Annotated in this window: 18 protein-coding genes; 6 read left to right on the plus strand and 12 right to left on the minus strand. The window is 40.8% G+C overall.

Annotated features, from left to right (window positions below):
- Positions 1 to 47: 47 nt before the first annotated feature.
- Positions 48 to 1121: an NAD(P)H-dependent glycerol-3-phosphate dehydrogenase gene (locus tag A7P54_RS00700; RefSeq protein WP_004807911.1), complete on the minus strand. Its 1074-nt coding sequence runs from the start codon at positions 1119 to 1121 to the stop codon at positions 48 to 50.
- A 47-nt stretch (positions 1122 to 1168) separates the two neighbouring features.
- Positions 1169 to 1747, minus strand: a complete 579-nt coding sequence (locus tag A7P54_RS00705; protein ID WP_151715811.1) for a nitroreductase — start codon at positions 1745 to 1747, stop codon at positions 1169 to 1171.
- Positions 1748 to 2001: 254 nt separating this feature from the next.
- Between A7P54_RS00705 and A7P54_RS00710 the strand changes: the two genes are divergently transcribed.
- On the plus strand, positions 2002 to 2385 hold the full coding sequence (locus A7P54_RS00710) for a hypothetical protein (protein ID WP_005202905.1): 384 nt from the start codon (positions 2002 to 2004) through the stop codon (positions 2383 to 2385).
- Between the two features lie 48 nt (positions 2386 to 2433).
- Here A7P54_RS00710 and A7P54_RS00715 read toward each other — a convergent pair whose 3' ends face one another.
- Together A7P54_RS00715 and A7P54_RS00720 are read right to left on the minus strand one after the other, a co-directional pair.
- The gene (locus A7P54_RS00715; RefSeq protein ID WP_171548341.1) at positions 2434 to 2652 is read right to left on the minus strand and encodes a hypothetical protein; all 219 of its coding nucleotides are present in this window, start codon (positions 2650 to 2652) and stop codon (positions 2434 to 2436) included.
- A gap of 154 nt (positions 2653 to 2806) precedes the next feature.
- Positions 2807 to 3994: a phosphoglycerate kinase gene (locus A7P54_RS00720; protein ID WP_171548342.1), complete on the minus strand. Its 1188-nt coding sequence runs from the start codon at positions 3992 to 3994 to the stop codon at positions 2807 to 2809.
- Between the two features lie 139 nt (positions 3995 to 4133).
- On the opposite strand from A7P54_RS00720, the gene A7P54_RS00725 reads away from it, so the two are divergent.
- On the plus strand, positions 4134 to 4517 hold the full coding sequence (locus A7P54_RS00725) for a DUF2237 domain-containing protein (protein ID WP_004653014.1): 384 nt from the start codon (positions 4134 to 4136) through the stop codon (positions 4515 to 4517).
- Complete coding sequence (locus A7P54_RS00730; RefSeq protein WP_171548343.1) at positions 4517 to 5110, plus strand: Maf family protein; 594 nt, start codon at positions 4517 to 4519, stop codon at positions 5108 to 5110. Before A7P54_RS00725 ends, A7P54_RS00730 begins: the two co-directional genes overlap by 1 nt.
- 42 nt (positions 5111 to 5152) lie before the next feature.
- Here the strand turns inward: A7P54_RS00730 and A7P54_RS00735 are convergent, their stop codons facing one another.
- On the minus strand, positions 5153 to 6643 hold the full coding sequence (locus A7P54_RS00735; RefSeq protein WP_171548344.1) for an MFS transporter: 1491 nt from the start codon (positions 6641 to 6643) through the stop codon (positions 5153 to 5155).
- A 126-nt stretch (positions 6644 to 6769) separates the two neighbouring features.
- Between A7P54_RS00735 and A7P54_RS00740 the strand changes: the two genes are divergently transcribed.
- Together A7P54_RS00740 and A7P54_RS00745 are read left to right on the plus strand one after the other, a co-directional pair.
- Positions 6770 to 7360 (plus strand): TetR family transcriptional regulator, encoded by a 591-nt coding sequence (locus tag A7P54_RS00740; protein WP_171548345.1) that lies wholly within the window; start codon positions 6770 to 6772, stop codon positions 7358 to 7360.
- 7 nt (positions 7361 to 7367) lie between these two features.
- The gene (locus A7P54_RS00745) at positions 7368 to 7886 is read left to right on the plus strand and encodes a GNAT family N-acetyltransferase (protein WP_005316313.1); all 519 of its coding nucleotides are present in this window, start codon (positions 7368 to 7370) and stop codon (positions 7884 to 7886) included.
- Here the strand turns inward: A7P54_RS00745 and A7P54_RS00750 are convergent.
- The 3 genes from A7P54_RS00750 to A7P54_RS00760 form a co-directional block, all read right to left on the minus strand.
- Positions 7883 to 9136 carry a serine hydrolase domain-containing protein gene (locus A7P54_RS00750; protein WP_171548346.1) on the minus strand — a complete coding sequence of 418 codons (1254 nt, stop codon included), beginning with the start codon at positions 9134 to 9136 and terminating at the stop codon, positions 7883 to 7885. The two genes, A7P54_RS00745 and A7P54_RS00750, sit on opposite strands and share 4 nt — an antisense overlap.
- An 81-nt stretch (positions 9137 to 9217) precedes the next feature.
- Entirely contained in the window at positions 9218 to 10072 is an 855-nt protein-coding gene (locus tag A7P54_RS00755; protein WP_171548347.1) for a MaoC/PaaZ C-terminal domain-containing protein, read from the minus strand.
- A gap of 66 nt (positions 10073 to 10138) precedes the next feature.
- A complete protein-coding gene (locus tag A7P54_RS00760; protein WP_171548348.1) occupies positions 10139 to 11530 on the minus strand; it encodes a 3-oxoacyl-ACP reductase in 1392 nt (463 codons plus the stop codon).
- Positions 11531 to 11753: 223 nt separating this feature from the next.
- On the opposite strand from A7P54_RS00760, the gene A7P54_RS00765 reads away from it, so the two are divergent.
- Positions 11754 to 13289, plus strand: a complete 1536-nt coding sequence (locus tag A7P54_RS00765; protein WP_171548349.1) for an acetyl-CoA C-acetyltransferase — start codon at positions 11754 to 11756, stop codon at positions 13287 to 13289.
- A gap of 582 nt (positions 13290 to 13871) precedes the next feature.
- Here the strand turns inward: A7P54_RS00765 and A7P54_RS00770 are convergent.
- The 4 genes from A7P54_RS00770 to A7P54_RS00785 all read right to left on the minus strand — a co-directional run bounded on the left by A7P54_RS00770 (position 13872) and on the right by A7P54_RS00785 (position 16339).
- Complete coding sequence (locus A7P54_RS00770; protein ID WP_171548350.1) at positions 13872 to 14225, minus strand: hypothetical protein; 354 nt, start codon at positions 14223 to 14225, stop codon at positions 13872 to 13874.
- A gap of 122 nt (positions 14226 to 14347) precedes the next feature.
- A complete protein-coding gene (locus A7P54_RS00775; RefSeq protein ID WP_171548351.1) occupies positions 14348 to 15136 on the minus strand; it encodes a glutathione S-transferase N-terminal domain-containing protein in 789 nt (262 codons plus the stop codon).
- Between the two features lie 12 nt (positions 15137 to 15148).
- Positions 15149 to 15661 carry a ribonuclease E activity regulator RraA gene (gene rraA, locus A7P54_RS00780; RefSeq protein ID WP_005189586.1) on the minus strand — a complete coding sequence of 171 codons (513 nt, stop codon included), beginning with the start codon at positions 15659 to 15661 and terminating at the stop codon, positions 15149 to 15151.
- 12 nt (positions 15662 to 15673) lie between these two features.
- Complete coding sequence (locus A7P54_RS00785) at positions 15674 to 16339, minus strand: NAD(P)H-binding protein (RefSeq protein WP_171548352.1); 666 nt, start codon at positions 16337 to 16339, stop codon at positions 15674 to 15676.
- Between the last annotated feature and the right edge of the window lie 84 nt (positions 16340 to 16423).

Here is a 16423-nt window from a genome sequence, read left to right on the forward strand (position 1 = left end):
TATTTTTTATAGCTGCATCATAACGCGAATAGATGACAGTTTTTTGATTAGACTTCATGATGCGGTAAAACAAATTCCACATCACTGCGATGACCATTTTTCATCAAAGACAACGCAATGGTCATTGGTGGCGCACCTTCAAAAATCACATCATACAGCGCATTGGTAATTGGCATATATACATCCAGCTCTTCCGCTTTGGTTCGAACCTGAACGATGGTATTAATCCCTTCCGCAGTTTGACCCAACTCTTTAGTCGCTTGGTCTAAGGTTTTCCCAGAACCTAAAGCAAAACCAATTTGGTAATTACGGCTTAATGGGCTGTTACAGGTGGCAAATAAATCACCGACACCAGACAGACCGAGGAAAGTCAAAGGATTAGCCCCTTGCTTCACTGCAAAACGGCTCATTTCTGCCAAAGCTCGGGTCAAAATCATACTTTTGGTATTTTCACCAATCTTATAAGCCCCCCCCATGCCCATGGCAACTGCATAAATATTTTTTAATGCGCCGCCTAGTTCAACACCATGCACATCGTCGCTACCAAACACGCGGAATAAAGCACTATGCAAAGCGTGTTGCACCGCATAACGAACTAGTTCTGACTCACTGGCGATAACCGTTCCTGAAGGCATACCCGCCATGATTTCTTTGGCAAGATTTGGACCAGATAAAACACCGTACGGCACTTCTGGTAATTCTGTGCGAATAATATCACTCATAAAACTAAAGGTTTTTGCTTCAATGCCTTTGGTCAATGAAACCACAGCCTGAGAAGTAATAAACGGCGCAATCTGTTTGAGTACATCTCGGAATGAATGACTTGGAATGGCAACCAAAATAATATCACGATCGCGTACAGCAAGCTCTAAGTCAGCCACTGCACGCAAAGCAGGTTCCAATGGATAATCAGGTAAATAGCGTTTATTGATATGCGTTTGATTAATTTCTTCTGCAACAGCAGCATCACGAATCCAAATCATGGTATCGCAACCATTTCTGGTCGCTAAATTTGCCATTGCCGTGCCAAAACTACCACCGCCCAAGACCGTAATTCTTAATGCTGTTTTCTGATCTACGGCAACTGGCTCAACTAAATCACTAAAATTTAACTCTGTCATTTTTTATCCTGAAACGAATTTCTTTCTTTAATCATGCAAAACAAAGCTTAGGTTACTTGCCATACTTTTACAAAATCTTGACTGTCTATTTCTGCTCTTGGCGCAATCGCTTTCGCTGCTGTTCCAATATAAATAATTCCAGAAATAAGATCCTGTTGTTTTAATCCCAATTGCTGTTTCAACCAATTCGATTCAACCACAGCCCCAGAACGCCACATGGTTGCAAAGCCTTGCGCTTGTAATGACAACAAGAAGTTTTGAATCGCAGCCCCTGTACTTAAAATCTGTTCAAAGTGTGGAACTTTAGGATGATCTTGAATCGTGGTTAATGCTAAAACCAACAAAGGTGCACGAAACGGATGCTGTTTCACTCGATCAAGTTGTGCAGAATCTGTCTCACCCAAATCTGCTAAAGCACTCGCCAATTGCTCACCAAAAGCCGCGCGTAACTCTGGGGTGACAACCACAAAACGAGTTGGTTTTAAACGATGATGATCAGGCGCAGTCAATGCAGCTTGCACTGCTTTTTCGAGTTGTTCTGTATTTGGTGCAGGCTCAATCAGTTGCCCAATAGATTGACGTTGATGAATATTTTGATGAATTGTCTCTATATTTGAGTCCGTCATTGAAATGAATCTAACTAACACAAGGATGGCGCTAGATTAGCATAATCTGAATGATTTCCACTATGCTTAATTCATGCTTGTCACAGACGTCTATATTGAATTTCGTGAGTAAATAACAAATATCATCATCGCTAAACTCATCATTCATTTGAGAAAATTTACAGAGTGTCTGCACAAACTGTACATAACCTGCAAAAGCGCTCAGAAATTCTATGTTCCAATAATACAATTATGTAACGACTTGAGAACAAGTAATGAAAAAAACCTTAATCATGAGTTTAGTTGGTGGTTTGGCACTCGGATTGACAGCATGTGCATCTACACCGACCAACACGTTGGCAATTCAAAAAGAAAATAATCAGTACGAAGTCACAGGTATTGGTAAAACCAACCTGATTGCAAAAAACAATGCAGTAACTGCCGCTCAAAAAACCTGTACCCGTAACACAGCCCCAGTCGTTGTTGACGAAAAAACCGCGTACCAAGGTGTATTAAAAGGTGTGGTCAATGAACAAACAGGTAAAATGGTTGAAGCTGCAGCAGGTGTACTCGGCACACTTACGGGCAAGAATGCCTCTTTAGCTCGAGATGATGATTATCAAACCACGCTTACCTTCTACTGCAAAGCTAATTCATAAATACAAAAAAGCCGATGTAAAAACATCGGCTTTTATTTTCTCAATTACTTAGTGCGCTTCGCTCGCAGCAACATCAGTATTCTTTTCATCTAAATTCGGTTTATCAATCGCATCAATTGCAGCTTGTTGCTCTGGGGATGTCTGTGTTGATACAGCAGCAGCTGTTTGGTCTTGCTGTTCAGCATTTTTCGCTTCTTCTTTCTTTGCACATGCAGTCAGCATGATTGGAGCAATAATTAGAGCGGCAAGGGTTAATTTAAATTTCATCACGGCTTTCCACAGTTACTTGGTTAAGTTATGACAATCATATTTCAGATATATGACATTTTAATGACGATAACGTTGTACAAAAGTAAAAAGAGCCGATAAATATCGACTCTTTTTAAATTATCTTATTATTAATCAATAAATTAAAACTTGATTAAGCACGCTCAAGTAAAACAGCAACAGCAGGTAAAGTTTTGCCTTCTACGAACTCTAAGAATGCACCGCCACCTGTTGAGATATAGCCAATTTGATCAGCAACTTGATATTTATCAATCGCAGCAAGCGTATCACCACCACCTGCAATCGAGAAACCAGCAGATTCAGCAATCGCCAATGAAAGTGTTTTAGTGCCTTCACCGAATTGATCGACTTCGAAAACACCCACTGGGCCATTCCAAAGAATTGTTTTAGACGATTTTAAGATGTCTGCAAATGCTTTAGCCGTTTCAGGACCAACATCCAAAATCATATCGGTATCAGTGACATCAGCCACGTTTTTCACAACAGCTTGTGCACTTGCCAATGAACCAAGGAAATCTTCAAAGTTGATTTGGCTTGCATCTGCAACCACAACATCTGTAGGTAATGGAACACTCACTTTTGCCGCAATTTGTTTTGCCGTTTCAACCAAATCCGCTTCGTAAAGTGATTTACCCACATTAAAACCAGCTGCAGCCAAGAAGGTATTGGCAATACCACCACCCACAATCAATTGATCACAGATTGTAGACAATGAAGTCAACACATCAAGTTTAGTTGATACTTTAGAGCCTGCAACAATTGCAACCATTGGTTTTTCTGGGGTTTGCATTGCACGGCCTAGCGCATCTAACTCAGCTGCCAATAAAGGACCCGCTGCTGCGATTGGCGCAAAACGTGCAACACCTTCTGTTGATGCTTCTGCACGGTGCGCTGTACCGAATGCATCCATAACAAATACATCGCATAACGCAGCGTATTTCTTCGCAAGCTCTTGGTTATTTTTCTTTTCGCCGTGGTTGAAACGAACGTTTTCAAGTAACACAACTTGACCCGCAGCCACTTCAACGCCACCTAAATAATCTGTGAATAATTTAACATCTTGACCCAACGCTTTGCTTAAGTAAGCAGCAACTGGTGCAAGTGATTGTTCTGGTTTTGGCTCACCTTCTACAGGACGACCAAGATGAGAAAATACCATCACTGCTGCGCCTTTTTCTAAAGCCGCTTTAATAGTTGGCAATGCAGCACGTAAACGTGCATCACTGGTAATTTCCCCATTTTTTACAGGAACGTTTAAGTCTTCACGAATAAGAACTCGTTTACCTGCTAAATCAAGATCAGTCATGCGCTGAAAATTCATGGATGGCTCTCTAGTTGATTTTAAAAACGGCGTAATTTTAAATGATTCTCTCAAATAAAGGTGAGTTTTTTTGCAGAAAAGCTGCCGAAAGCTTCAGTTTTGATTATGATAATCACCGTCACTAAATCTTTCTATTATTATGTCAATTCATCCAGATCCAAAAATTAATCGTTTAAACGTGCTTGGCGAACCTTTAGCCAGCTGTTGTTATGACCCGATCACTGGGTATTTTCGTAATGGCTTTTGCCACACGGCGGTCACCGATTTAGGTCAGCATACAATGTGTGCCCAAATGACCTCAGAGTTTTTAAATTTCTCGCAAAAAGTCGGTAATGATTTGATCACCCCTCTACCCGAGGTTGGCTTTCCTGGTCTCAAACCAGGTGACTTCTGGTGTATCTGTGTAACGCGTTGGGTTGAAGCTTATCAAGCAGGACAAGCACCGCCGATTAAGTTGAATGCTTGCCATAATGCCGTTCTGCATTATGTTCCCTTGAATATCCTTGTGGAATATGCAGTCTAATGCCTCAGCATGAACTGATTTTGGCATCCAGCAGTCAAACCCGCAAAGATCTGATGGATCGTTTAAGGTTGGATTATCACTGTATTTCTCCTGATATTGATGAATCAGCAACAGGTGAAATACATGCCGATGATTTGGCTAAACGTCTTGCTTTTGAGAAAGCAGGTGTGATTGCTCAGCAACATCCTGATGCGATTGTGATTGGTTCAGATCAAGTGGCTTGGCGCGAACATGCTCCGTATGACTTTATTGGCAAACCACTGAGTGTTGAAAATGCCATTCAACAATTACAAGCCAATTCTGGTCGAACTGTATTTTTTAGTACAGCACTCAGCGTACAACATTTGCAATCTGGCTTTGAAACCACATTGGTTGAACATTACCAAGTCAAATTTCGTCAGCTGACATTGCCAGAAATTGAACGTTATATTGAAATTGACCAACCCTTGCATTGTGCGGGTAGTTTTAAATGTGAATGTTTGGGGATTAGCTTATTTGAAAAAATGGTGGGTGATGATCAAACCACCTTGATGGGCTTACCCATGATTCAATTGTGTAAGATCTTACGTCAGTTTGGAATAAGTGCACCTTAACAAACACCCTGACCTAAACTCAGTTTAGATCAGGGACAGAGATTACTCTTCGACTACAGTGACTCTTTTTGGCAATGCAAACCAAATAAAAATCGACAGAATCAAGAACAACAGCGCAGCAACGTTCAATACAGAACGATGTGATTGACTAAAGGCCTGTTTTGCAGCTTGAATCAAATGCTCAGCAATTGTTGGCTGTAATTGTTTCGCCACTTGAATCGCTTCTCCAATTGAACTACTCGCCTGCTGCAGCATGTTATTCGGTACATCGCTTGGAATCACAATCGAGTTGGCATAGAACCATGACAACATCAGACCGAAAAAGGCAATTCCTAAACCTGCACCTAACTCGTATGCCATCCCTTCAATCGCACCTGCGGCAGTGGCCTTGCTCGGTGGAACAGAGGACATAATTGCTGAGGTTGAAGACAGCAAGGCAATTTCCACACTTAAACCTAATAACACCATCCATGCCCATGCGTGGATTTGTGCTTGCATCAAATTGGTATTGGCCAAGCCCCACAGACTGATTGCACTCATCAGCATACCAAGCGATGCGACAGAGCGTAGACCAAAGCGATTCACCAACATACTGGCAATAGGACCACCCAAACTAATCGCAATCATAAACGGTAGAATAAATGCCCCTGCGGCCAATGGCGAAAGCTGATACACAAATTGCAGTTCTTGCGAAACCAATAGCTCGAATCCAACCAAGGCCATCATCGAGACAATCGCCATAACGACGCCTGTTGCAATCACAGGATGTTTAAACAATTGGATATCGATCATTGGCGATTTTGAAGTCAACTGCTGACGAATAAAGCCAACCAACAAACTGAAACCGACGGCAAAAATTAAAATCGACCACACAGTAAAGCCATGCATTACCGATTTCACCGCGTAAATCATACTCAGGATGGCAACCACCAAGACCAAGGCTTGTAACAAATTCAGATTTTGCTTTGGCTGGCCTGTTTGCTTCGGAATCAGCAATACAGCCAATACCACTACAGCAATCATAATGGGCACATTGATGAGGAACACTGAACCCCAGTGGAAATGCTCAAGCAAAAAACCACCCAGTAATGGGCCAAAGGCAGCACCACCACCGCCGACTGTCGCCCAGATTCCTAAAGCGAAGTTACGCTGTTTTTCATCAAGGAAAGTATTACGCACTGCTGACAAAGTTGCAGGCAGAATCATTGCCCCGCCCACGGCCAATAAAGCACGTGAAGCAATCAATACCCATGCGGTTGGTGAAAATGCGGCTGCCAATGAGGCCAGACCAAATAACACCGCACCAATGATCATCAAGCGTTTATAACCAATACGATCCCCTAAGGCACCCATCGGTAAAATCAGCCCCGCCATGACCAGTGAATAAATATCAATGATCCATAACAGTTCGTTGGCTGAGGAAGAAAGCGACTCGCTCAAAGTGGGTGTCGCCACATGTAAAATGGTTGCATCAATCGCGACAGGAATATAGATCAATACAACAATTGCAAGAATTAACCACTTGCGTGACATAAATGCCTCTAAATTGGACAACTGTTCAAATTGGCGTTATTATAACCAAAATTGAACACATGTCCAACTTTTAAAGTTGAGTTAATTTGTCTCTGATTTGTATGTACTTATAGGTGCTAAAAAAGAATGGCTTATTTAAACCGCGAACAACGTCGTGAAATGATTTTACAAGCTGCGATGCAGGTCGCATTAAACGAAGGTTTTTCTGCAATGACAGTTCGTCGTATCGCCACTGAAGCCCAAACATCAACTGGGCAAGTGCATCATCATTTTGCATCTAGCTCACAGCTTAAGGCCGAAGCTTTTATTAAATTGATGCAACAATTGGACGAAATTGAAAATCAGGTGACAACGGTCAATTATCTACAACGTCTTTCTCTATTGCTCGGCTGTGAAAATATTGAACAAATTCAACCCTATTTACGCTTATGGAATGAGGCTGAAGTTTTAATTGATCAAGATCAGGAAATCAAACAGGCTTATAACATTGCCATGCAGGACTGGCATCGTTCAATTGTACGGATAATTGATGAAGGTCAAGCATTAGGTGAATTTCATTTTGAGACCAATAGCGATGACATCGCATGGCGTTTGATTGCTTTTGTCTGTGGCCTAGAAGGGATTTACAAACTGGGGTTGATTGGCTTAAATGAAAACGATTTTAAACGCCACACCGAAGCCATTATTCAGGCAGAATTGTTTAAAAAATCAAAATGAGTAAACAATGAAACGAGCATTATTACAAACAGCAAGACTCGATTTATTTGTATTTCAAATGGATGATCTTGTTGATATCTACCCTTGCGTGACAAAAACGTTAACCCGTTATATGGCTTGGGAGCCTGCTCAAAACCTCGCAGTCCAAGAAAAAATTGGGCAACAATGGCTGATCGCCGAAACAAACCATACCGATCGCCATTTTGTATTACGTCGTAAACAAGATCAGCTGTTTATTGGTCTCATCGGTGTGCATCGAATGCAGACATCAACACCTGAAGTGGGATTATGGATTCGGGAAGATTGCCACAATCAAGGCTTTGCCAAAGAAGCGATTTTAGAAGTATTTCGTTGGGCCTCTACTCACATATCCGCCCAATATTTCCTATACCCTGTTGCAGTGGATAATCAACCAAGTCGTAAACTGGCTGAATTTTTAGGTGGAACTATTGCTGCATACAAGACTGAAAGCAAATATGAAGCCGTGATTTACCACATTCCACCCTTTCAAATTAAGGCAAATTAAAACCAGCCTTTTCGACCTGTTAATATTTCATCTGCACAGCGGAGCGTTTCTTGGCTCAAGCCCCATAGACGATAGTCCCCTGTTGCCGAGGTAATATTAAAATTATGGGTATAAGCAAAACTGAGTTCACGATCAAAATCACACCATGCTCCTGAGCCATTAAAGCCAACATGTCCAAAACCATGCGGTGCACGTTTACCCATCGTTAAAATACGGTGATAGCCCAAACGCCAATGCATTGGAATCGGCATCACGCGATCACGTGCTTTGCTTTGTACCGTACTGAGTTGTTTAAACACTTCTGGGCGAATCAGTTGTTGCCCCTGCCATTGCCCTTGATTGGCTAGCATTGCATAAACTTTTGCCAAACTATCGGCAGTAAATACCCCATTGGCCGCAGGAATAACAGCTTGCAAACCTTCATCACTGTAGAAACTAAAATGACGCATGCCTTTTGGAATCATGGCATCTTGGAAATCTTGTGGATTTTGCCCAGAGAGCTCCAATAAGCGTTCTGATAAGGATGCTTTACGTGGTTGACTGTTTTTCTTTTGCTGCGGTTTAGCTTGAGGTGCCGTTTTCGGTTTTTCCAATAAACGTGCAACACGATTTAATTCTGCTGTTGGTGTCCCAAAATACGCACCATCCAGTTCAAGCGGTTGTACCAGATAGCGTTGCATCAGCCAACTTAAGGGTTGTTTGGCTGCTTTCTCAAGCACACCACCCAAAATCCAGCCATAGGTCAAAGGCTGATAAGCAAAACTTTGTCCAGCAGCAAAACGTGGTGTCGCTGCGGCAATCACATCCAGCATATGCGACCAATCCAGCATTTCTGTTGCAGTTTCAATGGTATTGCGAATGTCAAATAAACCGCTTTGATGTGATAAAACATGACGTAAAGTAATATTGGCTTTACCATTCTGGGCGAATTCAGGCCAATAATGTGCAATCGGTTGCTCATAATCCAGCACACCTTCACTCACTAAAATATGTGTAAGTGTTGCGAGAATACCTTTACCAGTTGAATAACACATGGCCAAGGTATTGGCTTGCCAATCTTCTTCTTGAGATTTCTTACCCGTATAAATATCAACAACTTTTTGACCTTGGAAATACACCACCAATGCAGCACCACCTTGCTGGGTTCGTGCATCTTGCAGACGGCTAAATTGGCTCGCCAAATCAATAAAGCGTTCATCAACACTGCCTTGATAATGATGTGTATCGGCAAATAAAAGTTCTTTAATCAAAGCTCAAATCCTTATGATATTTATACTTGTTAGCAGATCCCTGTTGCGAACAACAGGGATTATTTACATTATATGATAGTACTAAAGGGCTTTTACTGTACCCGCAACATGTGGCTTTTTAGATTTCACATTACGAATTAAAAAATCTGTTTGTTTTGGCTCGGCTGCAGTTAAAAACTCCACTGTAGATGGTAAGAACATCGGTAGTTTAAACCAAACATCTGCCTCATAAGCCGCAGGTAATTCGATACTTGCCAAAGCTTTAGCTTTGCTCCACATCCCATGTGCAATCGCCTGTTTAAAGCCAAACGCTTTTGCAGTCACAGCATGGATATGAATCAAGTTAAAGTCACCCGAAATCACGGCATAACGACGACCAGTATTTTCAGAAATATTCCATTCTGCTTGTGGTTGGTAAGCAGGTTCTTTCACTTCTTTGGCTTTTTCAACTGCTTTTTTCTCAGTTTTTTGGCGTGATAAATAAGTGGTTAAACTTTCCATCACCACTTCACCACCGACTTTCGCAGTCGTGATGAAATCAAACTGTAAACCTTTGTCATGCGGTTTTAGCTCGCCAAACTTGCACGATAAAGTGATTTGCTCATTCACAGCAATTTTGCGAGTTTGCTTGATTTGGTTACGAATATGCACCAAGCCTAAGATTGGGAATGGAAATGCTTCACTGGTCATCATATGCATTTGCAAACTTTGCGACAAAACTGCCAAATAGATTGCTGGCACGAAACCATCATTTTTAAAACCACAAATCTCGTTATAGCTTTCTAAATGTTTGCTATCAATCTTAAGTGTATCCACCACATATTCAACTTGTGGTAATACCTTTTCGCCCTTTGGCTTTTTAAAAATGAGACCTTGAATGACTTTTGGATAAGCTAAAAAAGGTTTTGGCAACTGACTAAAATGACGTGTATTCATAATGAACCTTTCAATATTTTTTATAAAAAAGGGATGCACAAGCACCCCTCTTCAAAACCCTAATGCTTAAGCACCTAACAAGCTTTGACCGCAGACGCGAACAACGTTACCTGTTACACCTGTTGAACCAGTAGAAGCATACCAAGCAATTGCTTCAGCCACATCTACAGGTAAACCACCTTGGTTCATTGAGTTCATACGACGACCTGCTTCACGAATTGCGAACGGAATCGCAGCAGTCATTTGCGTTTCAATGAAACCAGGAGCAACAGCATTGATGGTAATCCCGTTCTTCAATGTTGGCGCAGTAAATTTCACCAAACCAATCACACCTGCTTTAGACACTGCATAGTTGGTTTGACCAAGGTTACCCGCGATACCACTGATTGATGATACACAAACGATACGACCATTTGCATTTAAACCATCATGAGATAGTAAGTAATCGTTAACACGTTCAATCGCAGACAAGTTAATGTTGATTACAAGATCCCAAAGCTCTGGCTTCATGTTTGCCAAAGTTTTGTCACGGGTAATCCCTGCATTGTGTACGATCACGTCTAAACCGCCTTGTTTTGCAGCGGCAGTTTTGATTTTCTCACCAGCATCAGCAGCAGTAATATCGATTGCCAATACAGAACCGCCAATTGAACCTGCAACACGCTCTAAGTCAGCTTGTTGTTGCGGAACATCCAAACAAATCACATGTGCACCATCACGCGCCAATACATGCGCAATCGCTTCACCAATACCACGACTCGCACCAGTCACTAATGCTGTTTTACCTGCAAGTGGCTTCGCCCAATCCAAATCAACCACATCTGCTTTAGACACACGGATCACTTGACCAGATACATAAGCAGAACGTGGTGAAATCAAGAAACGTAAAGTTGATTCAAGGTTTGCTTCTGCACCTTGGTCTACATAAACCACTTGCGCAGTAATACCCTTTTTAAATTCTTTACCCACTGACTTGATAAAACCTTCAAGCGCACGCTGTGCAATTGCTTGTTTAACTGTTTTAGCAGTTTCTGGTGTGGTACCAATCACGATCACACGACCTGAACTTGAGATCTGGCGTGCAATTGGATTGAAAAAGTCATATAACGCTTTTAATTGTTCTGAATCTTGAATACCAGACGCATCAAATACAACTGCTTTAAATTTAGATTCTTTATCATCTACATTAAGAGGACGAAGATTTAAACCTACTTTTGCAGCCGTTTGTTGTAATTCAACATTATTGCCAACATAGCTATCTGCATGAATATTGCTAAGAACTTGAGCAATCGCAGCAGAAATCGTGCTTGATGGTGCTGCGCCAAACAATACTGCACCATTTACAACTGGTTGAGCACTTTCAAAACGATCTAGCGCAACTGGTGATGGTAAACCTAAATTTTTTACCACAAACTTACCTAAAGGTGATTGTGTAAATGCTTGGTACTGATCAGTCATGGTTATTATCTCTCATACAAATGAATTTGTTACAAACACATGAATCATGTTGGGATATGGCATGAAATCAATGTCTGATTGACTCATAGCAAATCATACTTGAGTTCATGTCTGGATGTCTTGACCTGAATGTGGTCTCAAGCGTCATTCTAGTCAATACAGCAGTATTGGAAATATGGTATGTTTGTAGCAAGAATATCGCAATTATGCTTGGAAAAGCCTTATGAGCAAAACAACTCAAGAAAATCCAGCAGTCGAGACTTCCGCTCAAGAGACTGTGTCAAATACATCAAAAGCAGCTTCAACTTCACGTAAAACTGCAAGCACAACATCTAAAGCGGCAACGACGACACCAAAAACAACGCGTGCTCGCTCTACAACACGTAGTGCGGGGACTACAAAAAGCACTGCTGCGTCTACGACGACAAAAGCAGCTACAGCTAAAACAACCAAACCTTCTGTTCAACAGGATAAAACCATGAGCCAAAACACTGTGCGCCGTGTTGCCATTATCGGCGGTAACCGTATTCCTTTCGCTCGCTCTAACGGCGCTTATTTCACAGCTTCTAACATCGACATGTTTACAGCTGCGTTAAACGGTTTGGTTGAGCGCTTCAACCTACAAGGTCAACGCCTAGGTGAAGTGGTTGCTGGTGCAGTATTAAAGCACAGCCGTGATTTCAACATGACTCGTGAGTGTGTTTTAAATACTCAACTTGCACCAGAAACGCCTGCATATGACATTCAACAAGCATGTGGTACAGGTTTACAAGCAGCATTTCTCGTAGCAAACAAAATTGCTTTAGGTCAAATCGAAGTAGGTATCGCAGGTGGTGTGGATACCACTTCTGATGCACCAATCGCTTTCGGTGATGGCTTACGTAAAGCATTATTAGAGCTTAACATTGCTAAAACTGGTAAAGACCGTTTAAAAGCTTTAGCAAAAATTAATGTTAAAGATCTTATGGATGCACCTAAAAATGGTGAGCCACGTACTGGTTTATCTATGGGTGATCATCAAGCTATTACTGCGCTTGAATGGGGTATTCCACGTGAAGAGCAAGATGCTTTAGCTGCTTCTTCTCACCAAAAAATGGCAAAAGCATATGAAGAAGGTTTCTTCGATGACTTGATCACGCCATTCTTGGGTTTAAACCGCGACAACAACTTACGTGCTGACTCTACTGCTGAGAAATTAGCAAAATTAAAACCTGCATTTGGTAAAGGCGAAGCTGCAACCATGACAGCGGGTAACTCTACGCCGTTGACTGATGGTGCTTCATGTGTACTTTTAGCTTCAGAAGAATGGGCTAAAGCAAATGGTCACGAAGTACTTGCTTACCTAACTTTCTCTGAAACTGCTGCGGTTGATTTCGTTGGTAAGAAAGAAGGTTTATTGATGGCACCTGCTTATGCAGTTCCACGTATGCTTGAGCGCGCTGGCCTTAAACTTCAAGATTTCGACTACTATGAAATCCACGAAGCATTTGCATCACAAGTTCTTTCTACGTTGAAAGCTTGGGAAGATGAAAAATTCTGTAAAGAGCGTTTAGGCTTAGATGCGCCTTTAGGTTCAATTGATCGTAGCAAGCTGAACATCAAAGGTTCGTCTTTAGCTGCGGGTCACCCATTCGCTGCAACAGGTGGTCGTATCATCGCGACTGCTGCGAAAATCTTAAATGAAAAAGGTTCAGGTCGTATCCTCGTTTCGATCTGTGCTGCTGGTGGTCAAGGTGTAACGGCGATTATTGAAAAATAATCTCTAACCTGATCAAAAAAAAGGGATTAAATCTTTGGATTTAGTCCTTTTTTTATTATTAATTCGGTTATATAAACAACAACTCAAAATAACATTTATCCTATGCAGTCATTCTTATTCGATCAACTTTTTTATATCGGTGCTTGGCATCCAGTTTTACTGGTTCTATTATTTTTATTTGGGTTTTATCTTGCGGAATTATCTTTTAAAAAAGCTTTAGCTAAATATCCAGTGGAAAGCCTACAAGGCTATAAAAGGACAATGAACAGCATATTTTTTAGTACTCTATTTTTTGCGATGAGCTATGTCTTTAATTTTAATTTTATCTTTTTCATTTCTTCATGCATTGCTCTACCCTATATGACAACTCGAAAAATAAACTATCAAATTACCAATGGGTATTAGAGATGTGGTTATTCATAATAAATATCTTCCTATTTTTAGGGCTATGCTTTGTACTACTTCACTTTTTAGCAGGTGAAGAAAGGCATTTATCTATTATTATATTTTTCGCTTCTTGTCTTTGGTTTATGAGCTTTATCGTTTGGATGTTATACTTTAAAGACCATCTTACTACTTAGGCTATTTAGCCCGCTTAAACTTCACATAATAGTCGTTTAACACTTTAATCACTTGCTTCAACTCTTTTAGATTTACTTCTGTATTTCCTAATCGCTCAACAAAGCGTTGTGAATGAATTTCCAAATCGATCTTTTCATTAATTTGTGGTGCAATCCGAAATAGCTTTTCTAAATCATCAAATCGATCTAATTTTCGATTAGAAAAATATTCCAAGCGAACACTCAACCCATTCAACACCACGCCATTTAGAATCGCGCCCTGCTCTGTATCAAATACTAAAGCATGTTCTTTTAAAAATAACTGCTCAGGTGTCTCTTTAGAACTTTTGAATAGGTTGCTCAGTTGGCTTAACATCGATCAATCACATCACTCTATTTTTCAATGATATTAAACCGCTAAAACGACCAATCAAGCAACACTCACATCACACAACCACCTATAAAAAAAGCATCTTCTACAAGATGCTTTTTCAACATTTATTTTCCGTACTGCGTTTTTAAATATTCCACAATCTTGGCAGATTCAAACATTTTTACGCCTGTGTTCGGATCAACCAAATACGGAACCTGAATATCTCGCCCCATCACTTCTACAACCTTTTCGCGTTTGCCATTGGGCAATGGAATATATTTCCCAGGTTTTAAACGTAAAGCTGCTGGTCCCATGTCCTGCCAACGTTCTTTTGAGACATTATGCAAAATATAAGGTAGTTCTAATTCCGTCAAAACTTCGCGCACTAAACGCGTATAAGGACTGGCCTCAAAGCTCCACAGCTCCAATAATTCAGCTGGCGCAGGGCGATCAACAATCTGCTGGTTAATCCATACACCACGTGCTGCATTGGCAACTGTTGCTAAAGTAGAGACATAAGGCAGTTTTGGGTAATGACTAAATTTCTTCGGTGTCTTCCCAGTGTTCCCATAATGTTTAAACAAGTGATGAATAATTTGTTGTGACTCATATAATTGGTCACCTGTATTTTCATCAATCAAGAATGGAAATTGGCGTTTCCCACCTTTTGCTTTGACAATTTGGCGGTACTTTTGACCACCTTTAGGACATGGATAAATTTCTACATCCAAATTCAACAAGGTGATCACTTCGCGGACACGACGACAAAATGGAGAACCTTCGAATTCATAAAGTTTGAGTGCTTTTGCAGGTTGATTTGGAAATGGTGTGCCAGAGACACCTCGCCCACCTTCAATCACACTTGCAAGCACAGATTGTAAAACCTTGAATTGATGGTTCACCATTTTCAACATAACGCTATCCTTTTAGCAATCGACTAATTTTTCTTTTGCAATCACAATACCGTTATTATCTGCATAGAGATAATCACCAGAATTGATCGTCACACTGCCAAAATACAATGTGATATCGACTTCACCTATGCCTTTACGATTACTTTTTTGCGGGATTGCAGCCAATGCATGTACGCCTAAATCCAATTCTGCAATCGCATCGACATCACGTACGCAACCATAGATCACCACGCCATTCCAGTGATGCTTTACCGCAGACTCCGCAATCAAATCTCCCATCAACGCGCAACGCATTGAAGCACCACCATCTACAACCAAGACTTTGCCAGTACCATCAGTTGCCAAAAGCTCTTTCACACGAGAGTTATCTTCAAAACACTTTACAGTGACCACTTGCCCACCAAAGGTCTTACGTGCACCATAACTTTTAAAGAATTTACCATCGAGTGAGGGTATTACCACTTGTAGGTCTTTTTCAGGATTATCATCTAACAAATCACACGTTACGAAAGGGATCGTTGTCACTGAAATTCTCCATTATTTGCTTTGTTGTATGCTTAAATTGTCATAGAGTTTGAATGCAGCTGTCTGCGTTTGTGCTGCAAGCAACATAGTATGCGCCAATTGCTCAGCCGTTACAGGTTTAAGTTTAAACGGTCTGGTCCATGTCTTTTCAACGAGCTTAAAAATCGTTTGAGCCATATCTTCCAATACCCGCACTTCACTTCGTTTACCAATTAATAGTGACGGCTGGAAGATCGATAGCTTATAAATTGACAGGCTTTTGAGGTAGTTTTCCAGCTCACCTTTTACTTTATTATAGAAAACTGGTGAATTAGCATTCGCTCCCAACGCGCTCACGACTAATAAATGAATATTTTTATCTTGAACTAAATCAGCAAAATGGGCATTGATTTCATAATCAATCGCATAAAATGCCTCTTTCGATCCTGCTTGTTTTATGGTGCTTCCCAAGCAACTGAATGCATGTGTATAAGTACTCACATCTTCATCATTGAGTAATAAGAAATCCTCTAAAACAAGCTGATTAACTTTACTGTAAGTTTTTAATGTATCTGATTTTTTTCTGACAACAACGGTAATCGCATTGAAGTCATCCGAATGTTGTAACTCATCAATGAGTGCTTGACCAACCAAACCTGTAGCACCGATGACGATTGCCTTTTTATCACCTATTTTCATTTTTATTTATTCCAATCAATATTTAAGGCTAATGTAACGTTTTCTTGCACAGTTTTCACCTGTTAAATGTACTTAAAAGTATCA

It is taken from the genome of Acinetobacter sp. Ac_3412 (genome assembly GCF_013072675.1).
Lineage (GTDB): Bacteria > Pseudomonadota > Gammaproteobacteria > Pseudomonadales > Moraxellaceae > Acinetobacter > Acinetobacter higginsii.